21 protein-coding genes are annotated in these 19,863 nt (G+C 68.8%); 5 read left to right on the top strand and 16 right to left on the bottom strand.

What is annotated here, in order from left to right; genetic code table 11:
* Positions 1 to 36: 36 nt before the first annotated feature.
* Positions 37 to 408, bottom strand: a complete 372-nt coding sequence (locus tag OG736_RS26515; RefSeq protein ID WP_327184621.1) for a holo-ACP synthase — start codon at positions 406 to 408, stop codon at positions 37 to 39.
* Positions 409 to 553: 145 nt separating this feature from the next.
* Between OG736_RS26515 and OG736_RS26510 the strand changes: the two genes are divergently transcribed.
* Together OG736_RS26510 and OG736_RS26505 are read left to right on the top strand one after the other, a co-directional pair.
* Complete coding sequence (locus OG736_RS26510; RefSeq protein ID WP_327184620.1) at positions 554 to 1,543, top strand: hypothetical protein; 990 nt, start codon at positions 554 to 556, stop codon at positions 1,541 to 1,543.
* Positions 1,540 to 3,285, top strand: a complete 1,746-nt coding sequence (locus OG736_RS26505) for a M16 family metallopeptidase (RefSeq protein ID WP_327184619.1) — start codon at positions 1,540 to 1,542, stop codon at positions 3,283 to 3,285. The genes OG736_RS26510 and OG736_RS26505 overlap by 4 nt, the downstream gene beginning before the upstream one ends.
* 160 nt (positions 3,286 to 3,445) lie before the next feature.
* On the opposite strand, the gene glmS is transcribed toward OG736_RS26505, so the two are convergent.
* The gene (glmS, locus tag OG736_RS26500; protein WP_327184618.1) at positions 3,446 to 5,293 is read right to left on the bottom strand and encodes a glutamine--fructose-6-phosphate transaminase (isomerizing); all 1,848 of its coding nucleotides are present in this window, start codon (positions 5,291 to 5,293) and stop codon (positions 3,446 to 3,448) included.
* 162 nt (positions 5,294 to 5,455) lie between these two features.
* Between glmS and coaA the strand changes: the two genes are divergently transcribed.
* Positions 5,456 to 6,424, top strand: a complete 969-nt coding sequence (coaA, locus tag OG736_RS26495; protein ID WP_200839773.1) for a type I pantothenate kinase — start codon at positions 5,456 to 5,458, stop codon at positions 6,422 to 6,424.
* Positions 6,425 to 6,440: 16 nt separating this feature from the next.
* A complete protein-coding gene (locus OG736_RS26490; RefSeq protein ID WP_327184617.1) occupies positions 6,441 to 7,379 on the top strand; it encodes a DUF389 domain-containing protein in 939 nt (312 codons plus the stop codon).
* A 248-nt stretch (positions 7,380 to 7,627) separates the two neighbouring features.
* Here the strand turns inward: OG736_RS26490 and glmM are convergent, their stop codons facing one another.
* From glmM to rplM, 3 genes are all read right to left on the bottom strand, one after another.
* On the bottom strand, positions 7,628 to 8,986 hold the full coding sequence (gene glmM, locus OG736_RS26485) for a phosphoglucosamine mutase (RefSeq protein WP_327184616.1): 1,359 nt from the start codon (positions 8,984 to 8,986) through the stop codon (positions 7,628 to 7,630).
* A gap of 272 nt (positions 8,987 to 9,258) precedes the next feature.
* Positions 9,259 to 9,780 (bottom strand): 30S ribosomal protein S9, encoded by a 522-nt coding sequence (gene rpsI / locus OG736_RS26480; protein WP_081553202.1) that lies wholly within the window; start codon positions 9,778 to 9,780, stop codon positions 9,259 to 9,261.
* Between the two features lie 40 nt (positions 9,781 to 9,820).
* On the bottom strand, positions 9,821 to 10,264 hold the full coding sequence (rplM, locus tag OG736_RS26475) for a 50S ribosomal protein L13 (protein ID WP_020132189.1): 444 nt from the start codon (positions 10,262 to 10,264) through the stop codon (positions 9,821 to 9,823).
* 439 nt (positions 10,265 to 10,703) lie between these two features.
* On the opposite strand from rplM, the gene OG736_RS26470 reads away from it, so the two are divergent.
* Positions 10,704 to 11,576 carry a hypothetical protein gene (locus OG736_RS26470; protein WP_327184615.1) on the top strand — a complete coding sequence of 291 codons (873 nt, stop codon included), beginning with the start codon at positions 10,704 to 10,706 and terminating at the stop codon, positions 11,574 to 11,576.
* A gap of 28 nt (positions 11,577 to 11,604) precedes the next feature.
* Here the strand turns inward: OG736_RS26470 and truA are convergent, their stop codons facing one another.
* The 11 genes from truA to rplO all read right to left on the bottom strand — a co-directional run bounded on the left by truA (position 11,605) and on the right by rplO (position 19,863).
* Positions 11,605 to 12,462: a tRNA pseudouridine(38-40) synthase TruA gene (gene truA, locus OG736_RS26465; RefSeq protein ID WP_327184614.1), complete on the bottom strand. Its 858-nt coding sequence runs from the start codon at positions 12,460 to 12,462 to the stop codon at positions 11,605 to 11,607.
* Between the two features lie 121 nt (positions 12,463 to 12,583).
* Complete coding sequence (rplQ, locus tag OG736_RS26460) at positions 12,584 to 13,081, bottom strand: 50S ribosomal protein L17 (RefSeq protein WP_020132192.1); 498 nt, start codon at positions 13,079 to 13,081, stop codon at positions 12,584 to 12,586.
* 172 nt (positions 13,082 to 13,253) lie between these two features.
* Positions 13,254 to 14,276, bottom strand: coding sequence for a DNA-directed RNA polymerase subunit alpha (locus OG736_RS26455; RefSeq protein WP_081553201.1), 1,023 nt, complete (start codon positions 14,274 to 14,276; stop codon positions 13,254 to 13,256).
* A 124-nt stretch (positions 14,277 to 14,400) separates the two neighbouring features.
* Entirely contained in the window at positions 14,401 to 14,805 is a 405-nt protein-coding gene (gene rpsK / locus OG736_RS26450; protein ID WP_010354218.1) for a 30S ribosomal protein S11, read from the bottom strand.
* A gap of 71 nt (positions 14,806 to 14,876) precedes the next feature.
* Positions 14,877 to 15,257 carry a 30S ribosomal protein S13 gene (rpsM, locus tag OG736_RS26445; protein ID WP_020132619.1) on the bottom strand — a complete coding sequence of 127 codons (381 nt, stop codon included), beginning with the start codon at positions 15,255 to 15,257 and terminating at the stop codon, positions 14,877 to 14,879.
* A 229-nt stretch (positions 15,258 to 15,486) separates the two neighbouring features.
* Positions 15,487 to 15,600 (bottom strand): 50S ribosomal protein L36, encoded by a 114-nt coding sequence (rpmJ, locus tag OG736_RS26440; protein WP_003998809.1) that lies wholly within the window; start codon positions 15,598 to 15,600, stop codon positions 15,487 to 15,489.
* A 74-nt stretch (positions 15,601 to 15,674) separates the two neighbouring features.
* A complete protein-coding gene (gene infA, locus OG736_RS26435) occupies positions 15,675 to 15,896 on the bottom strand; it encodes a translation initiation factor IF-1 (protein ID WP_003948620.1) in 222 nt (73 codons plus the stop codon).
* A gap of 336 nt (positions 15,897 to 16,232) precedes the next feature.
* On the bottom strand, positions 16,233 to 17,069 hold the full coding sequence (gene map / locus OG736_RS26430; RefSeq protein WP_310432201.1) for a type I methionyl aminopeptidase: 837 nt from the start codon (positions 17,067 to 17,069) through the stop codon (positions 16,233 to 16,235).
* A gap of 105 nt (positions 17,070 to 17,174) precedes the next feature.
* Positions 17,175 to 17,837, bottom strand: a complete 663-nt coding sequence (locus OG736_RS26425) for an adenylate kinase (protein WP_171398931.1) — start codon at positions 17,835 to 17,837, stop codon at positions 17,175 to 17,177.
* Positions 17,837 to 19,150 carry a preprotein translocase subunit SecY gene (secY, locus tag OG736_RS26420; RefSeq protein ID WP_020132622.1) on the bottom strand — a complete coding sequence of 438 codons (1,314 nt, stop codon included), beginning with the start codon at positions 19,148 to 19,150 and terminating at the stop codon, positions 17,837 to 17,839. The genes OG736_RS26425 and secY overlap by 1 nt, the downstream gene beginning before the upstream one ends.
* Before the next feature lie 257 nt (positions 19,151 to 19,407).
* Complete coding sequence (gene rplO / locus OG736_RS26415) at positions 19,408 to 19,863, bottom strand: 50S ribosomal protein L15 (protein WP_327184613.1); 456 nt, start codon at positions 19,861 to 19,863, stop codon at positions 19,408 to 19,410.

The raw sequence follows: 19,863 nt of genomic DNA, 5'->3' as shown, positions 1-19,863 counted from the left end.
TCACCGTGCGGTGTCCCCTGCGGTGCGCCCTGCGGCTCAGCCTTCGGCCACCACCACCGCCGAGGCGACGCCCGCGTCGTGACTCAGCGACACATGCCAGCTCCGCACTCCCAGTTCGGCCGCCCGCGCCGCGACACTCCCCTGCACCCGCAGCCGAGGCCGCCCGCTGTCCTCGACGTACACCTCCGCGTCCGTCCACAGCAGCCCGGGCGGTGCCCCCAGCGCCTTGGCGAGAGCCTCCTTCGCGGCGAACCGGGCCGCCAGCGAGGCGGTCCCACGCCGCTCCCCGCTCGGCAGCAGCAGCTCGCTCTCCAGGAAGAGCCGCTGGGCCAGCCCGGGCGTCCGCTCCATGGACGCCGCGAACCGCTCGATCTCGGCCACGTCGATACCGACCCCGATGATGCTCATGCCGAGCACCCTACGGCCGGACTGTCGCAGCCTGCTGCTAGCCTGCGGCGACTTGATCACGTCAGTCGAAGAGCAGGATTTCACCGCCGCACGCCCTGGGGGGCCAGCCCGCGTGCCGCGGACAGTGACGCCAGGGGGCGGAGGAATGACCAGCACCACCAACGGCATGGCCGGCGGCGGACCCACGAGCAGTTGGGGACCGACCTTCGACCCGTACGACAACACACCCGAGCTGATCCCGATGCGCACCGCCGCGCAGGCCGGACACTGGCCGACGGTGCGGGCCTGGTTCGCGGGCCTCGACTCGGTCGACAAGCTCTCCTCCGCCGTCGGCCTCCTCGCCGACATCCCCGGCGTCGAGAACTTCCTGGAGCGGGCGGCGGCGGAATCGCCCGACGACCCGCTGCCGCGCACACTGCTGGCCGAGAGGTACGTCTACATCGGCTGGGACATCCGCAGCGGCGCCCGCGCCCAGCACGTCTCACGGGACCAGTTCACCCAGTTCCACGACTGGCTGCGCAGGGCCGAGCAGCTGCTGATCGAGATCTGCGCCGAGCACCCCTCGTACGCCCCCGCCTGGACCGCCCGGCTGATGACCGCGCGCGGTCTCCAGCTGGGGCAGGCCGAGGCGCGCCGCCGCTACGACCGCCTGTCCGCCCACCACCCGCACCAGTACCACGCACAGGTCCAGCTGCTCCAGCAGCTGTGCCCGAAGTGGAGCGGCTCCTGGGAGGCGGCGCACGGCTTCGCCCGCGAATGCGCGACCGCGGCGCCCGACGGCTCGACCTCCGGCGCCCTGGTCGCCCTCGCGCACATCGAGCGCTGGCTCGACCTGGACAGCGGCGAGGACGCGGCCTACATGCGCGGCCTGTCGGTCCGCGACGACCTGCGCAACGCCGCCCAGGTCTCCGTGCTGCACCCGGCCCACCGGCCCGACTGGAACTCGCTCGGCGCGCACAACGCGTTCGCGTTCGCCTTCTCGCTCGGCAACCACTGGGAGTACGCGGCCCCGCACTTCGCCTTCATCGGCGACCGCGCGACCGAGTCCCCGTGGCACTACGTGCCCGACAAGAAGTCCTCGTTCCTCAAGTCCCGCAAGGCCGCGCTGGAATCCCGAGGAGGCGGCACCCGATGAGCACCGACCTGCACGCGCACGACGATCTCGCCGCCCTCGCCGGCCTCGTCTCGCACACCACCACGCAGCACATCCCCACCCTCTACGCCCCCGCCTCCGGCAACGAGATCACCGCCGGCCTCTTCTTCCGGGTGGGCCGCGCCGACGAGACCCTGGCCACCGCCGGCCTCACCCACCTCGTCGAACACCTCGCCCTGCACCGCCTCGGCCTGTCCGATCTGCACTACAACGGCGCGACGGCGAACGCGTACACCCTCTTCCACGTCACCGGCAGCGAGGAGGAGGTCGTCAAGTACCTCAACAGCGTGTGCGCGGGACTGCGGGACCTGCCGATGGAGCGGCTGGAGACCGAGAAGGAGATCCTGCGCACCGAGGCGGCCGGCCGGGGCAGCGGCCCCCAGCACCAGATGCCGCTGTGGCGGTACGGCGCCCAGGGCTACGGCCTGTCCAGCTACAACGAGCTCGGTACCTGGAGCCTGACCCCGGACCAGGTGCGCCACTGGGCCGAGACCCGCTTCACCAGGGACAACGCGGTGCTGTGGATCACCAGCGACCGGGTCCCCGACGGCCTGGACCTCACGCTCCCGCAGGGCACCCGCTTCCCCGCTCCGGCCGCGACCAGCGCCCTGCCCAGGACCCCCGCGTTCATCAGCGGTGACGACGGCCATGTCGTCCTCACCTCGGTGCTCCGCCGCTCCACCGCGGGCAGCGTCTTCGCGGACGTCCTCGGCCGGGCCCTCTTCCAGGACCTGCGCCAGGAGGGCGGCTACTCCTACTCCGCGGAGGCCGACTACGCCCCGCGCGACGCCGACTTCGCCACCCTCACCGCGTACGCGGACTCCCTCCCGCAGAAGCAGGACGCGGTCGTCGGCGGCTTCGTCGACACCCTCGCCCGGCTGCGCGCGGGCCGCATCGAGCAGTCCGAACTGGACTCCGCCCGCGCCAAGCTCCTCAAGATGTACGACACCCCCGACCTCGCGGCGGCCGCGCTCCCCTCGTACGCGCTGAGCCTGCTGCTCGGGCACCGGATCCTCACCCCCGAGCAGCACCGGACCGAGCTGAACGCGGTGACCACGGACGACCTGCGCGAGGTCGCCCGGGAGACCTGGGACAACGCGCTCCTCCAGGTACCGGGCCGGGGCGTCGACTGGGCGGGCCTCACCCTCGCCCCGCAGCACTCGCAGGCCGCCGTGACCGGCACCCGCCACCAGTCCCTGGAGGACGAGGAGGTCACCCTGGTCATCGGCGCCGAGGGGGTGAGCCTGCTGACCCCGAGGGGACCGGTCACCGTCCGCTACGACGCCTGCGCGGCAATGACCGCCCGCCCCGACGGCGCCCGCACCCTGACCGGCCACGACGGCTTCTCGGTCACCGTGGAGCCCACCCTGTACCGAGGGGTGACGCCGGAACGCACAGCCGCGCTGGACGCGGCCGTACCCGCCCGGGCAGTGGTGCGGATGCCCGCGCGCGAGCCCGATCACATCCCCCAGCCGCGCAAGCGGACCTCCGGCCCGCGGTCCGCCGGCAACGGCCGCTCCACGGTGGGCTGGACCGTCGCGCTCTGGCTGGTCGGCCTGCTCGCGGCGGCATGGGGATTGCTGTGCGGGATCATCACGGCCGACGAGGCCTCGGCCAGCGCCCCGGAGTGGGACGCGGTGACGGGCATCTGGATCCTGGAACTCCCCCTCGCCTTCGCCACCTGGAAGATCTACGCGGCCAGAAGGCAACGCGTCCGGAGCTGACAAGCGCCCCTGGGGGCAGAGGGCCGTCGCAGACGGTCCAGCCCCCAGGGGCGCGGGGCCCTGTCGATCTGCGGCTCCGCCGCGTGGGCGCGACCAGCCACGGCGCACCCGCGCGCGGCGAGAACCCCCGCCCCCTCAGGCGCCCCCGCTCAGAACCGCCTCACTCCACCGTCACCGACTTCGCCAGGTTCCGAGGCTGATCCACCTCGTTGCCCCGCGCCGTCGCCAGCTCGCACGCGAACACCTGCAACGGAACCGTCGCGACCAGCGGCGACAACAGCACCGGCGTGACCGGGATCCGCACGAGATGGTCGGCGTACGGCACCACCGCCTCGTCCCCCTCCTCCGCGATCACGATCGTCCGCGCCCCCCGGGCCCGGATCTCCTGGATGTTGGAAACGATCTTGTCGTGCAGGACGGACCGCCCCCGCGGCGACGGCACCACCACGACGACCGGCAGATCCTCCTCGATCAGCGCGATCGGCCCGTGCTTCAGCTCACCCGCCGCGAACCCCTCCGCGTGCATGTAGGCGAGCTCCTTCAGCTTCAGGGCGCCCTCCAGCGCGACGGGATACCCGACGTGTCGCCCGAGGAACAGCACGGTGTCCTTGTGGGCGAGGGACCGGGCCAGCTCCCGCACCGGCCCCATGGTCTCCAGGACCCGCTCGACCGCACCGGAGATCTGCGCGAGGTCCCGGATGACGGCCCGGATCTCGTCGCCCCACTTGGTGCCGCGCACCTGACCCAGATACAGCGCGACGAGATAGCAGGCCACCAACTGCGTCAGGAACGCCTTGGTCGAGGCGACGGCCACCTCCGGTCCGGCGTGCGTGTACAGCACCGCGTCCGACTCCCGGGGGATCGTCGACCCGTTGGTGTTGCAGATCGCCAGCACCTTGGACCCCTGCTCCCGCGCGTGCCGCAGCGCCATGAGCGTGTCCATCGTCTCCCCGGACTGGGAGATGGCGATGACCAGGGACCGCGAGTCGAGGATCGGGTCCCGGTAGCGGAACTCGCTGGCCAGCTCCACCTCGCACGGGATCCGGGTCCAGTGCTCGATGGCGTACTTGGCGATCAGGCCCGCGTGGAAGGCCGTACCGCACGCGACGATGACGACCTTGTCGACCTCCCGCAGCTCGGAGGCCGGGATCCGCACCTCGTCGAGCGACAGCGCGCCGGAGGCGTCGATGCGGCCGAGCAGGGTGTCGGCGACGGCCTTGGGCTGCTCGGCGATCTCCTTGAGCATGAAGTAGTCGTAGCCGCCCTTCTCCGCGGCCGACGCGTCCCAGTCGACGTGGTACGACCGGACCTCCGCCGGCCGACCGTCGAAGCCGGTCACCGTCACACCGTCCCGCCGCAGCTCGACGACCTGGTCCTGACCCAGCTCGATCGCCGACCGGGTGTGCGCGATGAACGCGGCGACGTCCGAGGCGAGAAAGGCCTCGCCCTCCCCGACGCCCACCACGAGCGGCGAGTTCCGCCGCGCGCCGACCACCACGCCCGGCTCGTCGGCATGCGCCGCGACCAGCGTGAACGCCCCCTCCAGCCGCCGGCACACCAGCCGCATGGCCTCGGCGAGGTCGGCCGTCACCGAGAACTCCTCGGCGAGCAGATGAGCCACGACCTCGGTGTCGGTCTCGGAGAACAGCTCGTGCCCTCGCTCGGCCAGTTCGGCCCGCAGTACGGCGAAGTTCTCGATGATCCCGTTGTGCACGACGGCGACCCGCCCGGCGTTGTCCAGATGCGGATGCGCGTTGGCGTCCGTCGGCCCGCCGTGCGTGGCCCACCGGGTGTGCCCGATGCCCGTCGTCCCGGTCGGCAGTGGCCGGGCCGCGAGCTCCTTCTCCAGATTGACGAGCTTGCCCGCCTTTCTCGCGGCGGCCAGCCCTCCGTCCGCCAGCACGGCGATCCCCGCCGAGTCGTAGCCCCGGTACTCCAGCCGCCTCAGCCCGGCCATCACGACCTCTAGCGCCGACTGAGACCCCACGTATCCCACGATTCCGCACATGCGCGGCAGCCTACGACCGAATCCCGCCCGGAAAGGGCCTCCGCGTGCCCGATTTCGGAAATTCCCACGGCTGTACGCCCCCTCGGCCGGGCGTGACGGACCCCACCCACCATCCTGTTCAAACTCCGTTAACAATGGACTGTGATCTCTCCGGTCTCCCCGATGCCCCGGAGCGCCCACCGGCACAGGCCGGAGGCGACTCCCTTCGTCGACCTCACCCGATCCGAGTGGAGCGCGCTGCGCGAGAAGACTCCGCTGCCGCTGACCGCCGAGGAGGTCGAGAAGCTGCGCGGCCTCGGTGACGTCATCGACCTCGACGAGGTGCGTGACATCTACCTGCCGCTGTCGCGCCTGCTCAACCTCTACGTGGGCGCCACCGACGGCCTGCGCGGCGCCCTGAACACCTTCCTCGGCGAACAGGGCTCCCAGTCCGGCACCCCGTTCGTGATAGGCGTCGCGGGCTCGGTGGCGGTCGGCAAGTCGACCGTCGCCCGGCTCCTCCAGGCCCTGCTGTCCCGCTGGCCCGAGCACCCGCGCGTGGAGCTGGTCACCACGGACGGCTTCCTGCTCCCCACCAGGGAACTGGAGGCCCGCGGCCTGATGTCCCGCAAGGGCTTTCCCGAGTCCTACGACCGCCGCGCGCTGACCCGCTTCGTGGCCGACATCAAGGCGGGCAAGGGCGAGGTCACCGCGCCCGTCTACTCCCACCTGATCTACGACATCGTCCCGGACCGCAAGCTCACCGTCCGGCGCCCCGACATCCTCATCGTCGAGGGCCTGAACGTCCTTCAGCCCGCCCTGCCCGGCAAGGACGGCCGCACCCGCGTCGGTCTCGCCGACTACTTCGACTTCAGCGTGTACGTCGACGCGAGCGCCGAGGACATCGAGCGCTGGTACCTCAACCGGTTCCGGAAACTCCGTCAGACGGCCTTCCAGAAGCCGGACTCGTACTTCAGGAAGTACACCCAGGTCTCCGAGGACGAGGCCGTCGACTACGCCCGCACCCTCTGGCGCACCATCAACAAGCCCAACCTGGTGGAGAACATCGCGCCCACCCGGGGCCGGGCCACCCTGATCGTCCGCAAGGGCCAGGATCACAAGGTCCAGCGCCTGAGCCTGCGAAAACTCTGACGGCTACCCTGCCTCCATGCTGCACCTGCGTCTGATCACCCCGTCGGGCAGAACCGACGACGTGGTCGCCCTGATCGAGAACACCGTCGGCACCACCCACCTCGTGGTGGTGCCGGGGGCGGCCCGCAACCCGGCCGGCGATGTCGTGATGTGCGACGTGGCACGCGAGGCGGGCGACGAACTCCTCACCGGGCTACAGGAGTTGGGCCTGGACCAGACCGGTTCGATCGCCGTGGAGAACATCGACCTGTCGCTCTCGCTGCGCGCCGACAAGGCCGAGGCGGAGGCACCGGGCGAGGGCGCCGACGCGGTCCTGTGGGAGCACCTCACGGACGCCACCCACGAGGAGTCGACCCTCTCGGTCACCTACCTCGCGTTCATCACGCTCGCCACGATGATCGCGGCCTGCGGTGTGGTGCTCGACAACGCGGTCCTGATCGTGGGCGCGATGGCCGTGGGCCCGGAGTTCGGCCCCCTGGCCGGCGTCTGCACGTCGATCGTGCAGCGCGCTCCCCGCCTGGCCCTGCGCTCACTGATCGCCCTGCTGGTCGGCTTCGCGGTGGCGATGGCGGCGACGGTGGGCTTCAGCCTCTTCATGGACGCGATCGACCTGTTCAGCAAGGAACAACTGGAGGCCGACCGCCCCCAGACCGGCTTCGTCTACGCCCCCGACGCCTTCTCCTTCATCGTGGCCGTCCTGGCGGGCGCCGCCGGCACCCTCTCCCTGACCTCGGCGAAGTCCGGCGCCCTGGTGGGCGTGGCCATCTCGGTCACGACGGTCCCGGCAGCCGCCAACGCCGCCGTGGCCCTCAGCTTCGGCGACATGGCGCAGACCCGGGGCTCGACAGAACAACTCCTGCTGAACCTCCTGGGCATCATCCTGGCAGGCACCCTGACCCTGCTGGCCCAGAAGTACCTCTGGGCCAGACAACGGCAACGGGGCAACGCGGGCTAGCGCGGGCCCCTGCTGCCAGGAGCCCGACGGAACGGGTCGACACCACCCAGCCACAGGGCCTTCCGAGGCCCGACGGAACAGGGTCGACACCACCCCGACACAGAGCCTCCAGAGGCCCGGCGGAACGAGTCAGCACCGCTGGCCACAAGGCCTTCAGGGGCGCGGGGAACTGCGCGACAAGCCACGACGCAGCCGCAGCCCGCAACACACAGAACCCCGAACCCGCCCCGAAAAACCGGCCCCGCCGCTTAACCCAGCGCCGACTTCACGACATCGGCCAGCCGCCCGGCAACAGACCGGGCCTGGTCGATATCCGCGGCCTCGACCATCACGCGCACGAGCGGCTCGGTCCCGGAAGGCCGCAGCAACACCCGCCCGGTGGCGCCGAGTTCCCGCTCCGCCTCCCCGACGGCAGTCGCCAGCTCGGCAGAGTCCCCGACCCGTGACCTGTCGACGTCGGGCACATTGATCAGCACCTGCGGCAACCGCTCCATCACCGAGGCCAGCTCCCGCAGCGAACGCCCGCTCTCGGCGATCCGAGCCGCCAGCATCAGCCCCGTCAGCGTCCCGTCACCGGTCGTCGCGTGGTCGAGGATGATCACGTGCCCGGACTGCTCGCCCCCGAGCGCGTACCCGTGCTCCTTCATCTCCTCCAGCACATACCGGTCGCCGACGGCGGCCTGCACGAGCTGGATCCCCTCCCGCTCCATGGCCAGCTTGAAGCCGAGGTTCGACATGACGGTCGCGACAACGGTGTCGGACCGCAGCGCTCCGTGTTCCCGCATGGCCAGCGCGAGCACCGCGAGAATCTGGTCGCCGTCGACCTCGTCACCCGTGTGGTCCACGGCCAGGCACCGGTCGGCGTCTCCGTCGTGCGCGATGCCGAGGGCGGCCCCGTGCTCGATGACCGCGGCCTTCAGCTTGTCCAGGTGCGTGGACCCGCACCCGTCGTTGATGTTGAGCCCGTCCGGCTCGGCTCCGATGGTCACGATCTCCGCGCCGGCCCGCGTGAACGCCTCCGGCGACACCCGGGCGGCGGCGCCGTGCGCCTCGTCGAGGACGATCTTCAGCCCGTCCAGCCGGTTGGGAAGCACGGCGATGAGGTGCGCGACGTAGCGGTCGAAGCCTTCGTCGTACGAGCGCACGCGTCCGACGCCGCTGCCGGTCGGCCGGCTCCAGGGCGCACCGGTGCGGTGCTCCTCGTAGACGGACTCGATCCTGCCCTCGAGCTCGTCGGCCAGCTTGTGGCCGCCGCGGGCGAAGAACTTGATGCCGTTGTCGGGCATGGCGTTGTGGCTGGCGGAGAGCATCACACCGAGGTCGGCGCCCAGCACACCGGTGAGATAGGCGACTGCGGGCGTCGGCAGCACGCCGACCTTCAGCACGTCCACGCCGGCGCTCGCCAGACCGGCCACCACGGCGGCCTCCAGGAACTCCCCGGACGCGCGCGGGTCCCGTCCGACGACTGCCACCGGCCGGTGGCCCTCGAACGTGCCCGCCTCGGCCAGCACATGCGCCGCCGCGACGGACAGGCCGAGCGCCATCTCCGCCGTCAGATCCGCGTTGGCGACACCGCGCACGCCGTCCGTGCCGAAGAGTCGTCCCACTTGTCCTCCTGAGGAAGCGTCAGTTTCAAAAGCCGTGCGGGTGCGTCGGACGATCGACCGACCAGTCGGTCGACGGCGGCTCCGCATCCAGGCATTGGATGCCCTGAACATCCGATCACACAAGCCTTTGAGCACCTTGTGCCGTTATACGCCCACGGCTGCGAGAAAACGAACGCCCCGGCGACACTGTGGCGTGCCGCCGGGGCGTTCGGAGTACGTACGAGCGAACCGCGCGGGTCCGACCCGGAATACGTACGAGCAGGCAGCGAAGCTTAGCGCTTGCTGTACTGCGGGGCCTTGCGGGCCTTCTTGAGACCGGCCTTCTTGCGCTCGACCGCGCGGTCGTCACGCGTGAGGAAGCCGGCCTTCTTGAGGGCGCCACGGTTGTTGTCGACGTCGGCCTCGTTCAGCGCACGGGCGACACCGAGACGGAGCGCACCGGCCTGACCGGAGACACCGCCACCCGAGATACGGGCGATGACGTCGTAGCGGCCTTCGAGCTCGAGCACCTTGAAGGGCTCGTTGACTTCCTGCTGGTGCACCTTGTTCGGGAAGTAGTCCTCGAGGGTGCGACCGTTGATCTTCCACTTGCCGGTGCCCGGAACGATCCGGACGCGGGCGATGGCGTTCTTGCGGCGACCCAGGCCGGCGGCCGGCTGGGGCTCGCCGAAGCGGGAGGCGAGGGACTCCGAGGTGTACTCACCCTCGACGGGGACCTCGGACTCGGTGGTGTAGCTCTCGATGTCGACGAGCTCGGTCTCTTCGAGCGGCTGCTCGGCAGTGGTCTCGGCCACGGTTCTCCTCAGTTCTTTTCAGCTAGGGGTGTGGCCGGAATTACTGCGCGACCTGGGTGATCTCGAACGGCACGGGCTGCTGAGCCGCGTGCGGGTGCACGTCACCCTTGTAGACCTTCAGCTTCGACAGCATCTGACGGCCCAGCGTGTTCTTGGGGAGCATGCCCTTGACGGCCTTCTCGACGGCCTTCTCGGGGTTGTTCGCGAGGAGGTCGTCGTAGCGCACGGAGCGCAGACCGCCCGGGTACCCGGAGTGGCGGTACGCCATCTTCTGGGTCCGCTTGTTGCCGGAGAGGTGCACCTTGTCGGCGTTGATGATGATGACGAAGTCACCGGTGTCGACGTGGGGCGCGTAGATCGGCTTGTGCTTGCCCCGGAGGAGGGACGCGGCAGTGGTGGCGAGACGGCCCAGGACGATGTCCTGAGCGTCGATGACGTGCCACTGGCGCGTCACATCGCCGGGCTTGGGGCTGTACGTACGCACGGTTCGTAGCCTTCGCTTCTTCAGTGAATTGGTCCTGACAAGGTCACCGAAGACGATCACGACAGCCCAGACCGCACTGCGGTGACGCAAACCGCGTGCTGGTCGCTGGTCATCGGCCCGGTGGACCGGTGTAAGGGCCCGTCCCGTGAGAAGAGCAAGCCAATACACAACGAAGATGCAGGATACCCGCGTCTCGGGGGCCGGGTCAAAACGGGCCTGCCATCCGATCACACGTGAGCATGTCAGCCTGACCGGAACCCGCCGCCGGAAACCCCCTTCCGGAGTGGCCTGCGCCACACTACAGGTCCCGGCCTGCGAATATGCCGCACCAACCACCCGGAGATGTCACGTTTGCCCGCACTCGCGCCGGGAACACCGGGGACTTCAGCGCAGGTTGAGGCGGAACAGCATCCCCCGCTCCCCGTCTAAGATGCGGCCCATGAGCTATGGGCAGGGGGGACCTCAGTCCCAGTGGGATCCGTGGAAACCGAACTCCCAGCAGCCGTGGACCAGCGGCGATGACGGCCGGACCCCGGACTGGGCCGCGCTCGCGGAGGCGTCCGAGACGCGCAACAAACGCCGTCGACTGTTCTTCATAGGCGGCGGCGCGCTCGCCACGCTCGCCATCGGCACCGCCGTGGCCATGGCCGTGGTGTCGGCGAACGGCAGCGACGAGGCGAACAAGCCGACCTCCTCGCTGCCCGCGACCGACCTGCCGAGCGCGTCCACCACGCCCTCCTTCGCGCCGACCAGCGCACCGCCTCCGCTGGACCCGAAGGAGTTCGTCGCCAGCAAGGCCAAGGACACCGCCCCCAACGGCCCCGACCTGCTCTTCCCCGGCACCCAGCTGACCATGGGCTCGGCCGTGTACAAGAAGGGCCCCAAGGCCGACAGCACCACCTGCACCACGGGTGTCCAGGGCACCCTGCCCAAGGTGCTCACCACCAATGACTGCACTCGCCTCATGCGCATCACCTACACCAAGGGCAACATCGCGGTCACGGTCGGTGTGGCGGTCTTCGACACCGAGGCGCAGGCCCTCAAGGTCAAGAGCCAGGCCGACAAGCAGAGCATCGTCAAGGCCCTCACCGGCGGGGACGTCAAGACCTTCTGCGACGGCGCGATCTGCCGCTCGACGACCAACTCCTACGGCCGGTACGCCTACTTCACCATCACCGGCTTCACGGACGGCAAGGACGTGACCACGAAGGACACGGCCGTCTTCGCCGCGGGCGACGACCTCGCGGAGTTCACCTTCCAGCGGATCCGCCAGCGCGGCGAGGCCCAGGCGTCGGCGGCGGCCGCGAACTGACCGCGGACGCCGACGCGGGGCCGGCAGGTCAGCAGCACCCGGCCCCGGGCAGCGTCCGCCTGTTGCGCGCCTCCTTGTTGCGTGCGGCGAGCAGCTCGTCGGCCGGGTAGCCGACCTCCTCCAGCGTCAGCCCGTGCGGCCGCACGACATGCACGGCCGAGTCCCGCACGCCCGCGGCCAGCACCTTCCCGGGCCACTCCGGCCCCCGGTGCCCGTCGCCGACGAACAGCAGCGCCCCGATCAGCGAACGCACCATGTTGTGGCAGAAGGCGTCGGCCCGGACGGTCGCGGTGACGACCCCGTCCTCGCCGCGCACCAGGCTCAGCTCCTGGAGCGTGCGAATGGTCGTCGCCCCCTCACGCCGCTTGCAGTAGGCCGCGAAGTCGTGCTCGCCGAGCAGCCGCCGGGCGGCCTCGTTCATGGCGTCGACGTCGAGCGGCCAGTCGTGCCAGAGGACATGGCTGCGCAGCAGGGGGTCGACACCCCCCGGGTTGTCGGTGACCCGGTACGCGTAGCGCCGCCAGATCGCCGAGAACCGCGCGTTGAACCCGGCGGGCGCCTCGTCCAGGGACCAGATCCGCACATCCTTGGCGAGCCGCCCGGCGAGCCGCTTGAGCAGCTTCTCCCGGTGCTCGGCCCAGAGGTCCTCCGGCAGGTCGACGTGCGCCACCTGCCCGCGCGCGTGCACACCGGCGTCCGTCCGCCCGGCCACGGTCAGCTCGTACGTGGTCTCCCTCGACCGGGTCACGGTCCGCAGGGCGTCCTCGATCTCCCCCTGCACGGTCCGCCGCCCGCCGGCCTGCTTGGCCCACCCGGAGAACCCGCTCCCGTCGTACGAGAGGTCCATCCGCACCCGTACGAACCCGGGCTGTACTTCGTCACTCACTCCTGGATCCTCTCAAGCCTGCGACCTTCGGAGACGCCTCCGGAGGCCCTCCGAAAACGACCGCGGAAACGCGGAACGGGCCCGCCCCGAAGGGCGGACCCGTCCACTGCGAAGCGATGCCTCAGGCGTCCTTGGACTCCTCGGCCGCAGCCTCGTCGGCGGGCTTGGCGTCCTCGACGGCCTCGTCCTTCTTGAGGCTGTCTTCCTTGACCGCACGCTTGGTGGCGGCCTCGGCCTCACCAGTGGCCTGCTGCGCGACGGTCAGCGCCTCGACCAGCTCGATGACAGCCATGGGCGCGTTGTCGCCACGACGGTTACCGATCTTGGTGATGCGGGTGTAGCCACCCGGGCGGTTCTCGTAGCGCGGGCCGATCTCGGTGAAGAGCGTGTGCACGATGCTCTTGTCCGTGATCACCTGGAGCACCTGACGACGGTTGTGAAGGTCGCCCTTCTTCGCCTTGGTGACCAGACGCTCGGCGTACGGACGCAGCTTGCGCGCCTTCGCCTCGGTGGTGGTGATGCGGCCGTGCTCGAACAGCGACTTCGCGAGGTTCGCGAGGAGCAGCTTCTCGTGCGCGGCGCTGCCGCCCAGACGGGCACCCTTGGTGGGCTTCGGCATGGTCTTTCTCCTAGGTGTCTGCCCCGGCCGTATCAGGTACCGGGGTCAGTATCCGAGCAGACGGTTGTCTGTCGAAGATCCAGACCCCCGAAGGGGCCTGGAAGCGGCGCGGGGAGCTGCGCGACCAGCCAAGACGGTCCCGCAGCCCACATCCGGCCGATTCGCGGAGCGACTAGTACTGCTCGGTCTCCACGAATCCCGCGTCCGCGTCGTCGTCCGCGCCGAACGCGTCCGCCGCTGCGGTGGGGTCGAATCCGGGCGGGCTGTCCTTGAGCGCGAGGCCCATGCCGGCCAGCTTCGCCTTGACCTCGTCGATGGACTTCGCACCGAAGTTGCGGATGTCCAGCAGGTCGGCCTCGGAGCGGGCGACGAGCTCACCCACGGAGTGGATGCCCTCACGCTTGAGGCAGTTGTACGACCGGACGGTGAGCTCGAGCTCCTCGATCGGCAGGGCGAGATCAGCGGCGAGGGCGGCGTCCGTGGGGGACGGGCCCATGTCGATGCCCTCGGCGTCGATGTTCAGCTCGCGGGCGAGACCGAACAGCTCGACCAGCGTCTTGCCGGCGGAGGCCATGGCGTCACGGGGACGCATCGCCTGCTTGGTCTCGACGTCGACGATCAGCTTGTCGAAGTCGGTGCGCTGCTCGACACGCGTGGCCTCGACCTTGTACGTGACCTTGAGAACCGGCGAGTAGATCGAGTCGACCGGGACGCGCCCGATCTCCTGACCGAGCTGCTTGTTCTGCACGGCGGAGACGTAACCGCGACCGCGCTCGACGGTCAGCTCCATCTCCAGCTTGCCCTTGCCGTTGAGCGTGGCGAGGACGAGGTCGGGGTTGTGCACCTCGACACCGGCCGGGGGCGCGATGTCGGCGGCGGTGACCAGACCCGGGCCCTGCTTGCGCAGGTACATCACGACCGGCTCGTCGTGCTCCGAGGAGACGACCAGCTGCTTGATGTTGAGGATCAGGTCGGTGACGTCCTCCTTGACGCCCGGCACGGTGGTGAACTCGTGCAGCACGCCGTCGATACGGATGGACGTGACCGCCGCACCCGGGATCGAGGACAGGAGGGTCCGGCGGAGGGAGTTGCCGAGGGTGTAACCGAAGCCCGGCTCCAGCGGCTCGATCACGAACCGGGAGCGGAACTCGTCGACGACCTCTTCGGTCAACGAGGGACGCTGAGCAATCAGCATGTTGCGATCCTTCAGTCATGGACGCCCGCTATTTGACGCCCTGCTGTTAATGCAAGGGTACGGGCGGCACGCCTCCGAGGAGACGTACCGCCCGGACCCCGGTCAAACCTGAGACAACCGTGCGTCAGACGCGGCGACGCTTGGGCGGACGGCAGCCGTTGTGCGGAGTCGGGGTGACGTCCTGGATGGAGCCGACCTCGAGGCCCGTCGCCTGCAGGGAACGGATGGCGGTCTCACGACCGGCGCCCGGGCCCTTGACGAAGACGTCGACCTTGCGCATGCCGTGCTCCTGCGCGCGACGGGCAGCCGACTCGGCGGCCATCTGCGCGGCGAACGGCGTGGACTTGCGCGAGCCCTTGAAACCGACGTGGCCGGCGGAGGCCCACGAGATCACGTTTCCGGCCGGGTCCGTGATGGACACGATCGTGTTGTTGAACGTGCTCTTGATGTGCGCCTGGCCGTGCGCGACGTTCTTCTTTTCCTTGCGGCGCACCTTCTTGGCAGCGCCCTGACGACCCTTGGGGGGCATCTACAAACTCCTACGGGGAGGTGGTCGGTCCTACAGCGAAGACCGCTGATGAAGCGTTGTCCCGCTGAGGACTACTTCTTGCCCGGCTTCTTCTTGCCGGCGATGGCGCGACGCGGGCCCTTGCGGGTACGAGCGTTCGTGCTGGTGCGCTGACCGCGGACAGGCAGACCACGACGGTGACGGAGACCCTGGTAGCAACCGATCTCGACCTTGCGGCGGATGTCGGCCTGGATCTCGCGACGAAGGTCACCCTCGGTCTTGATGTTGGCGTCCACGTACTCGCGGATCGCGACGAGCTGCTCCTCGGAGAGGTCGCGAACGCGGGTGTTCGGGTCGACGCCGGTCGCTGCCAGCGTCTCCTGGGAGAGGGTCCGGCCGATGCCGAACACGTAGGTGAGGGCGACCTCCACACGCTTTTCGCGCGGGATGTCGACACCGGAAACGCGTGCCATTCAATGGCTCCAGTTGATCTTCGGAGGTCTTCCGCAGAACCGACTCCCATCCGCCGGCCTCCTCATGTCACTCATTGAGCGACCGAGGATTAGGTACGAATGGGTCCCCGGCCTCCGAGCCGGGGGTATCAGGAGGGAGAACCCGCCTGGGATCTGCGTATGAACAAATTCAGCTCGCGTCGCGCGAAGTCTCTGCGATATCGATGCAGAGGGTGTGATCTGTAAGCGATCAGCCCTGGCGCTGCTTGTGGCGCGGGTTCTCGCAAATGACCATGACCCGACCGTGACGGCGGATCACCCTGCACTTGTCGCAGATCTTCTTGACGCTCGGCTTGACCTTCATTGGGTGAGGTTCTCCGGGTCAGTTGCCGACAGCCCCGAACGCCCGACCGGGCGCACGAAGACCTTGGGCAAGATCTACTTGTAGCGGTAGACGATCCGGCCACGCGTCAGGTCGTACGGAGACAGCTCCACCACGACCCGGTCGTCAGGGAGGATACGGATGTAGTGCATACGCATCTTGCCGCTGATGTGTGCCAGGACCTGGTGGCCGTTCTGGAGCTCGACCTTGAACATGGCGTTCGGAAGAGACTCGACGACAGTGCCCTCGATCTCGATGGCACCTTGCTTCTTGGCCACGCTTCGCCCTTCGAATCGACTACCTTGATCGACTCCCCTGCGTTTCCCCTAAGGGTGCATGCAGACATGCGGGTGCACGAGAGCCGACGAGTCAGTCTACGTCAGGCCCCGCGGAAACACGAATCCTGAAGTCTGCCCCACAGAGGAGATCCTTAAGCGAAGCCCCGGCCCCACCCGGCATCCCAGCCCGACCCGACGTGCCTTCAGCCCGTCCGGCGTTCGAGGACGAGGCCGTCCAGGCCGAGAGGGGGGGTCTGGGGGCGCGCCCCCCAGGGACGGGTAAGGACGGGGGCGGCGGGGGCGAGAAACCCCACAGCGCGCCCCGGGAGGGGAACCTCAGGCGAGGGGGTCCGGCGCCGCCACGACCCCGTGCTCCGCCAGCTTCGCCTTACCACCGTCGACAGCCGTCAACACCAGCGGACCCGCCTCCGTCAACGCCACCGAGTGCTCCCAGTGCGAGGACCAGGTCCCGTCGGTCGTGATGACCGTCCAGTCGTCCTCGAGCACCTCGGTCCGCGGGGTGCCCAGGGACACCATCGGCTCGATGGCCAGGCAGAAGCCGGGGACCAGCTTCGGCCCCTTGCCCCGCCTGCGGTCGACGTAGTTCAGCAGATGGGGGTCCATGTGCATCTCGGTGCCGATGCCGTGGCCGCCGTAGTCCTCGACGATGCCGTAGCGCCCGCCGCCCGGCTTCGGCTGACGCCGGATGTACGTCTCGATCGCGCGGGAGACGTCGACGAGCCGGCCGCCCGTCTTCATGGCGGCGATGCCGGCCCACATCGACTCCTCGGTGACCCGGGAGAGCTCGATCAGCTCCGGAGCGTGCCCCGAGCCGACGAACGCCGTGTACGCCGCGTCACCGTGCCAGCCGTCGACGATCGCGCCGCAGTCGATGGAGATGATGTCGCCGTCCTTGAGGACGACCTCGTCGGAGGGGATGCCGTGCACCACCACGTCGTTCACCGAGGTGCAGATCGTCGCGGGGAAGCCGCCGTAGCCGAGGAAGTTCGACTTCGCGCCGTTCTCCGCCAGGACCTTGCGGGCGACGTCGTCCAGGTCCTTCGTCGTCGCCCCCGGCACCGCCGCTTCGCGCGTGGCCGCGTGGATGGCGGCGACGACCAGCCCCGCCTCACGCATCTTGGCGATCTGCTCGGGGCTCTTGATCTGCACCATGGGGGGCCTGCGCTCTCCGTCACTCAGGTCGGTCGGGTTACGTATGCACACAACAGTACGGCCGTGGTGTCCCGAAGGACTCCACGGCCGTACGGGGAGCGACGACTACTGGTCGTCGCCCTCACGCTTCAGTGCGGCCAGCGCACGGGCGGTGACCTCTTCCACCGGTCCCATGGCCTCGATCGTCACGACCAGGCCCTGCGACTTGTAGTAGTCGATGATCGGCTCGGTCTGCGTGTGGTAGACCTCGAGCCGCGTGCGGACCGTCTCCTCGGAGTCGTCGTCCCGCTGGTACAGCTCGCCGCCGCAGACGTCACAGACGCCTTCCTTGGCGGCCTTCTTGTACGTCACGTGGAAGACGTGCGAGGAGTCGTTACGGCAGATGCGCCGACCGGCGATCCGCTTGACGACCTCCTCCTCCGGGGCCTCCAGGTCCAGTACCGCGTCCAGCTTGATGCCCTCGATGGTGAGGAGCTCGTCCAGCGCCTCGGCCTGCGAGACGTTGCGCGGGAAACCGTCCAGCAGGAAGCCGCGCTCGGCGTCCGGCTGCTCCATGCGGTCCTTGGCCATGGCGATGGTGACCTCGTCGGGGACAAGGTTGCCGGCGTCCATGTAGGACTTCGCGAGTTTCCCGAGCTCCGTCTGCTGGCTGATGTTGGCGCGGAACAGGTCGCCCGTGGAGATGTGCGGAACGCGGAGCTTCTCGGCCAGACGTGTGGCCTGCGTTCCCTTTCCGGCGCCCGGCGGCCCGACGAGGACGATACGCATCAGCGGAGGAACCCTTCGTAATTGCGCTGCTGGAGCTGGCTCTCGATTTGCTTCACCGTCTCGAGACCGACACCCACGATGATCAGGATGCTGGTACCACCGAACGGGAAGTTCTGGCTTGCCCCGAAGCCAACCAACGCCATCGTCGGTACAAGAGCGATCAGACCCAGATACAGCGAACCCGGCCAGGTGATCCGGTTGAGTACGTAGGAGAGGTACTCAGCGGTCGGTCGGCCAGCCCGGATGCCCGGGATGAAGCCACCATACTTCTTCATGTTGTCGGCTACTTCCTCGGGGTTGAAGGAGATAGCCACGTAGAAGAACGCGAAGAAAACGATCAGCAGGAAGTACATGCTGATGTAGATCGGGTGGTCACCCTTGGTCAGGTTGGTCTCGATCCAGGTCTTCCAGGTGGACGTTCCGCTGGAGAACTGGGCGACGAGAGCCGGGATGTAGAGCAGCGACGAGGCGAAGATGACCGGGATCACACCGGCCTGGTTCACCTTCAGCGGGATGTACGTCGAGGTACCGCCGTAGGACCGGCGGCCGATCATGCGCTTCGCGTACTGCACGGGGATACGGCGCTGGGCCTGCTCGACGAAGACCACCAGACCGACCATGACCAGGCCGACCAGGATGACGGTGCCGAACTCGATCCAGCCGCCCGCGAGCGTGCCCTGCTTCTTGATGGCCCACAGGGCCGAGGGGAAGGTCGCGGCGATCGAGATGAACATGAGGATCGACATGCCGTTGCCGATACCGCGGTCGGTGATGAGCTCACCGAGCCACATGACCATGGCCGTACCGGCGGTCATGCAGATGACCATGACGATGGTGGTGAAGATCGCGCGGTCCGGGACGATGCTCGAGGCGACCGTGCAACCGGAGAACAGGGCGCCGCTGCGGGCGGTGGCCACCAGGCCGGTGCCCTGAAGAATGGCGAGCGCCACCGTGAGGTAGCGGGTGTACTGCGTGATCTTCGCGGTGCCGGCCTGGCCCTCCTTCTTGAGGGCTTCCAGACGCGGGATCACCACGGTCAGCAGCTGAAGGATGATGCTCGCGGTGATGTACGGCATGATGCCCAGCGCGAAGATGGTGATCTGGAGCAGCGCGCCGCCGCTGAACATGTTCACCAGACCGAAGAGGCCCTGGTTGCCGGACGCCTCGTCCACACACCGCTGAACGGACGTGTAGTCGACACCGGGAATCGGAATATGCGTTCCGAGCCGGTAGATCACGATGATGGCGAGCGTGAAGAGCAGCTTCTTGCGCAGGTCGGGCGTCCTGAACGCCCGGGCGAACGCGGTGAGCACGGTGCCTCCTGCGACCCCCGCGCATCTGCGTCAAGGGTGACGGTCTTGAGGGTCCAATAAGAACAACGACAACGACAACGACATGTGTAACGGTCGACTGCCGCTCAAGGTGCCCCATGGGAAGCATCTTGTGAAAGTGGGCAGCGCAGGTCACCTTACCGGCGAGAGTGCCGCCGTAGGAACGACCAACCGGGGATACCCCAAATGTGGGGTATCCCCGGTCGGGATCGCTCAAGTCATCGAGACGCCTGTGATGTTCAGACGAGCTCGGTGACGGTACCGCCGGCGGCGGTGATCTTCTCCTTGGCGGACCCGGAGACGGCGTCGACCGTCACCTGGAGCGCCACGGAGATCTCGCCCTGGCCGAGGACCTTGACGAGGCTGTTCTTGCGAACGGCGCCCTTGGCGACGAGGCCCTCGACGGTGACCTCGCCACCCTCGGGGTACAGCGCCGCCAGCTTGTCGAGGTTCACGACCTGGAACTCGGTCTTGAACGGGTTCTTGAAGCCCTTGAGCTTCGGAAGACGCATGTGGAGGGGCATCTGCCCACCCTCGAAGCGCTCCGGAACCTGGTAACGGGCCTTCGTGCCCTTGGTACCACGACCGGCCGTCTTACCCTTCGACGCCTCACCACGACCGACACGGGTCTTGGCGGTCTTGGCGCCCGGGGCGGGACGGAGGTTGTGGATCTTGAGCGGGTTGCTCTCCGCCAT

The sequence above is a fragment of the Streptomyces sp. NBC_01334 genome (assembly GCF_035983595.1).
Lineage (GTDB): Bacteria > Actinomycetota > Actinomycetes > Streptomycetales > Streptomycetaceae > Streptomyces > Streptomyces coriariae.
This window is presented reverse-complemented; position numbering and strand designations above follow the sequence as displayed.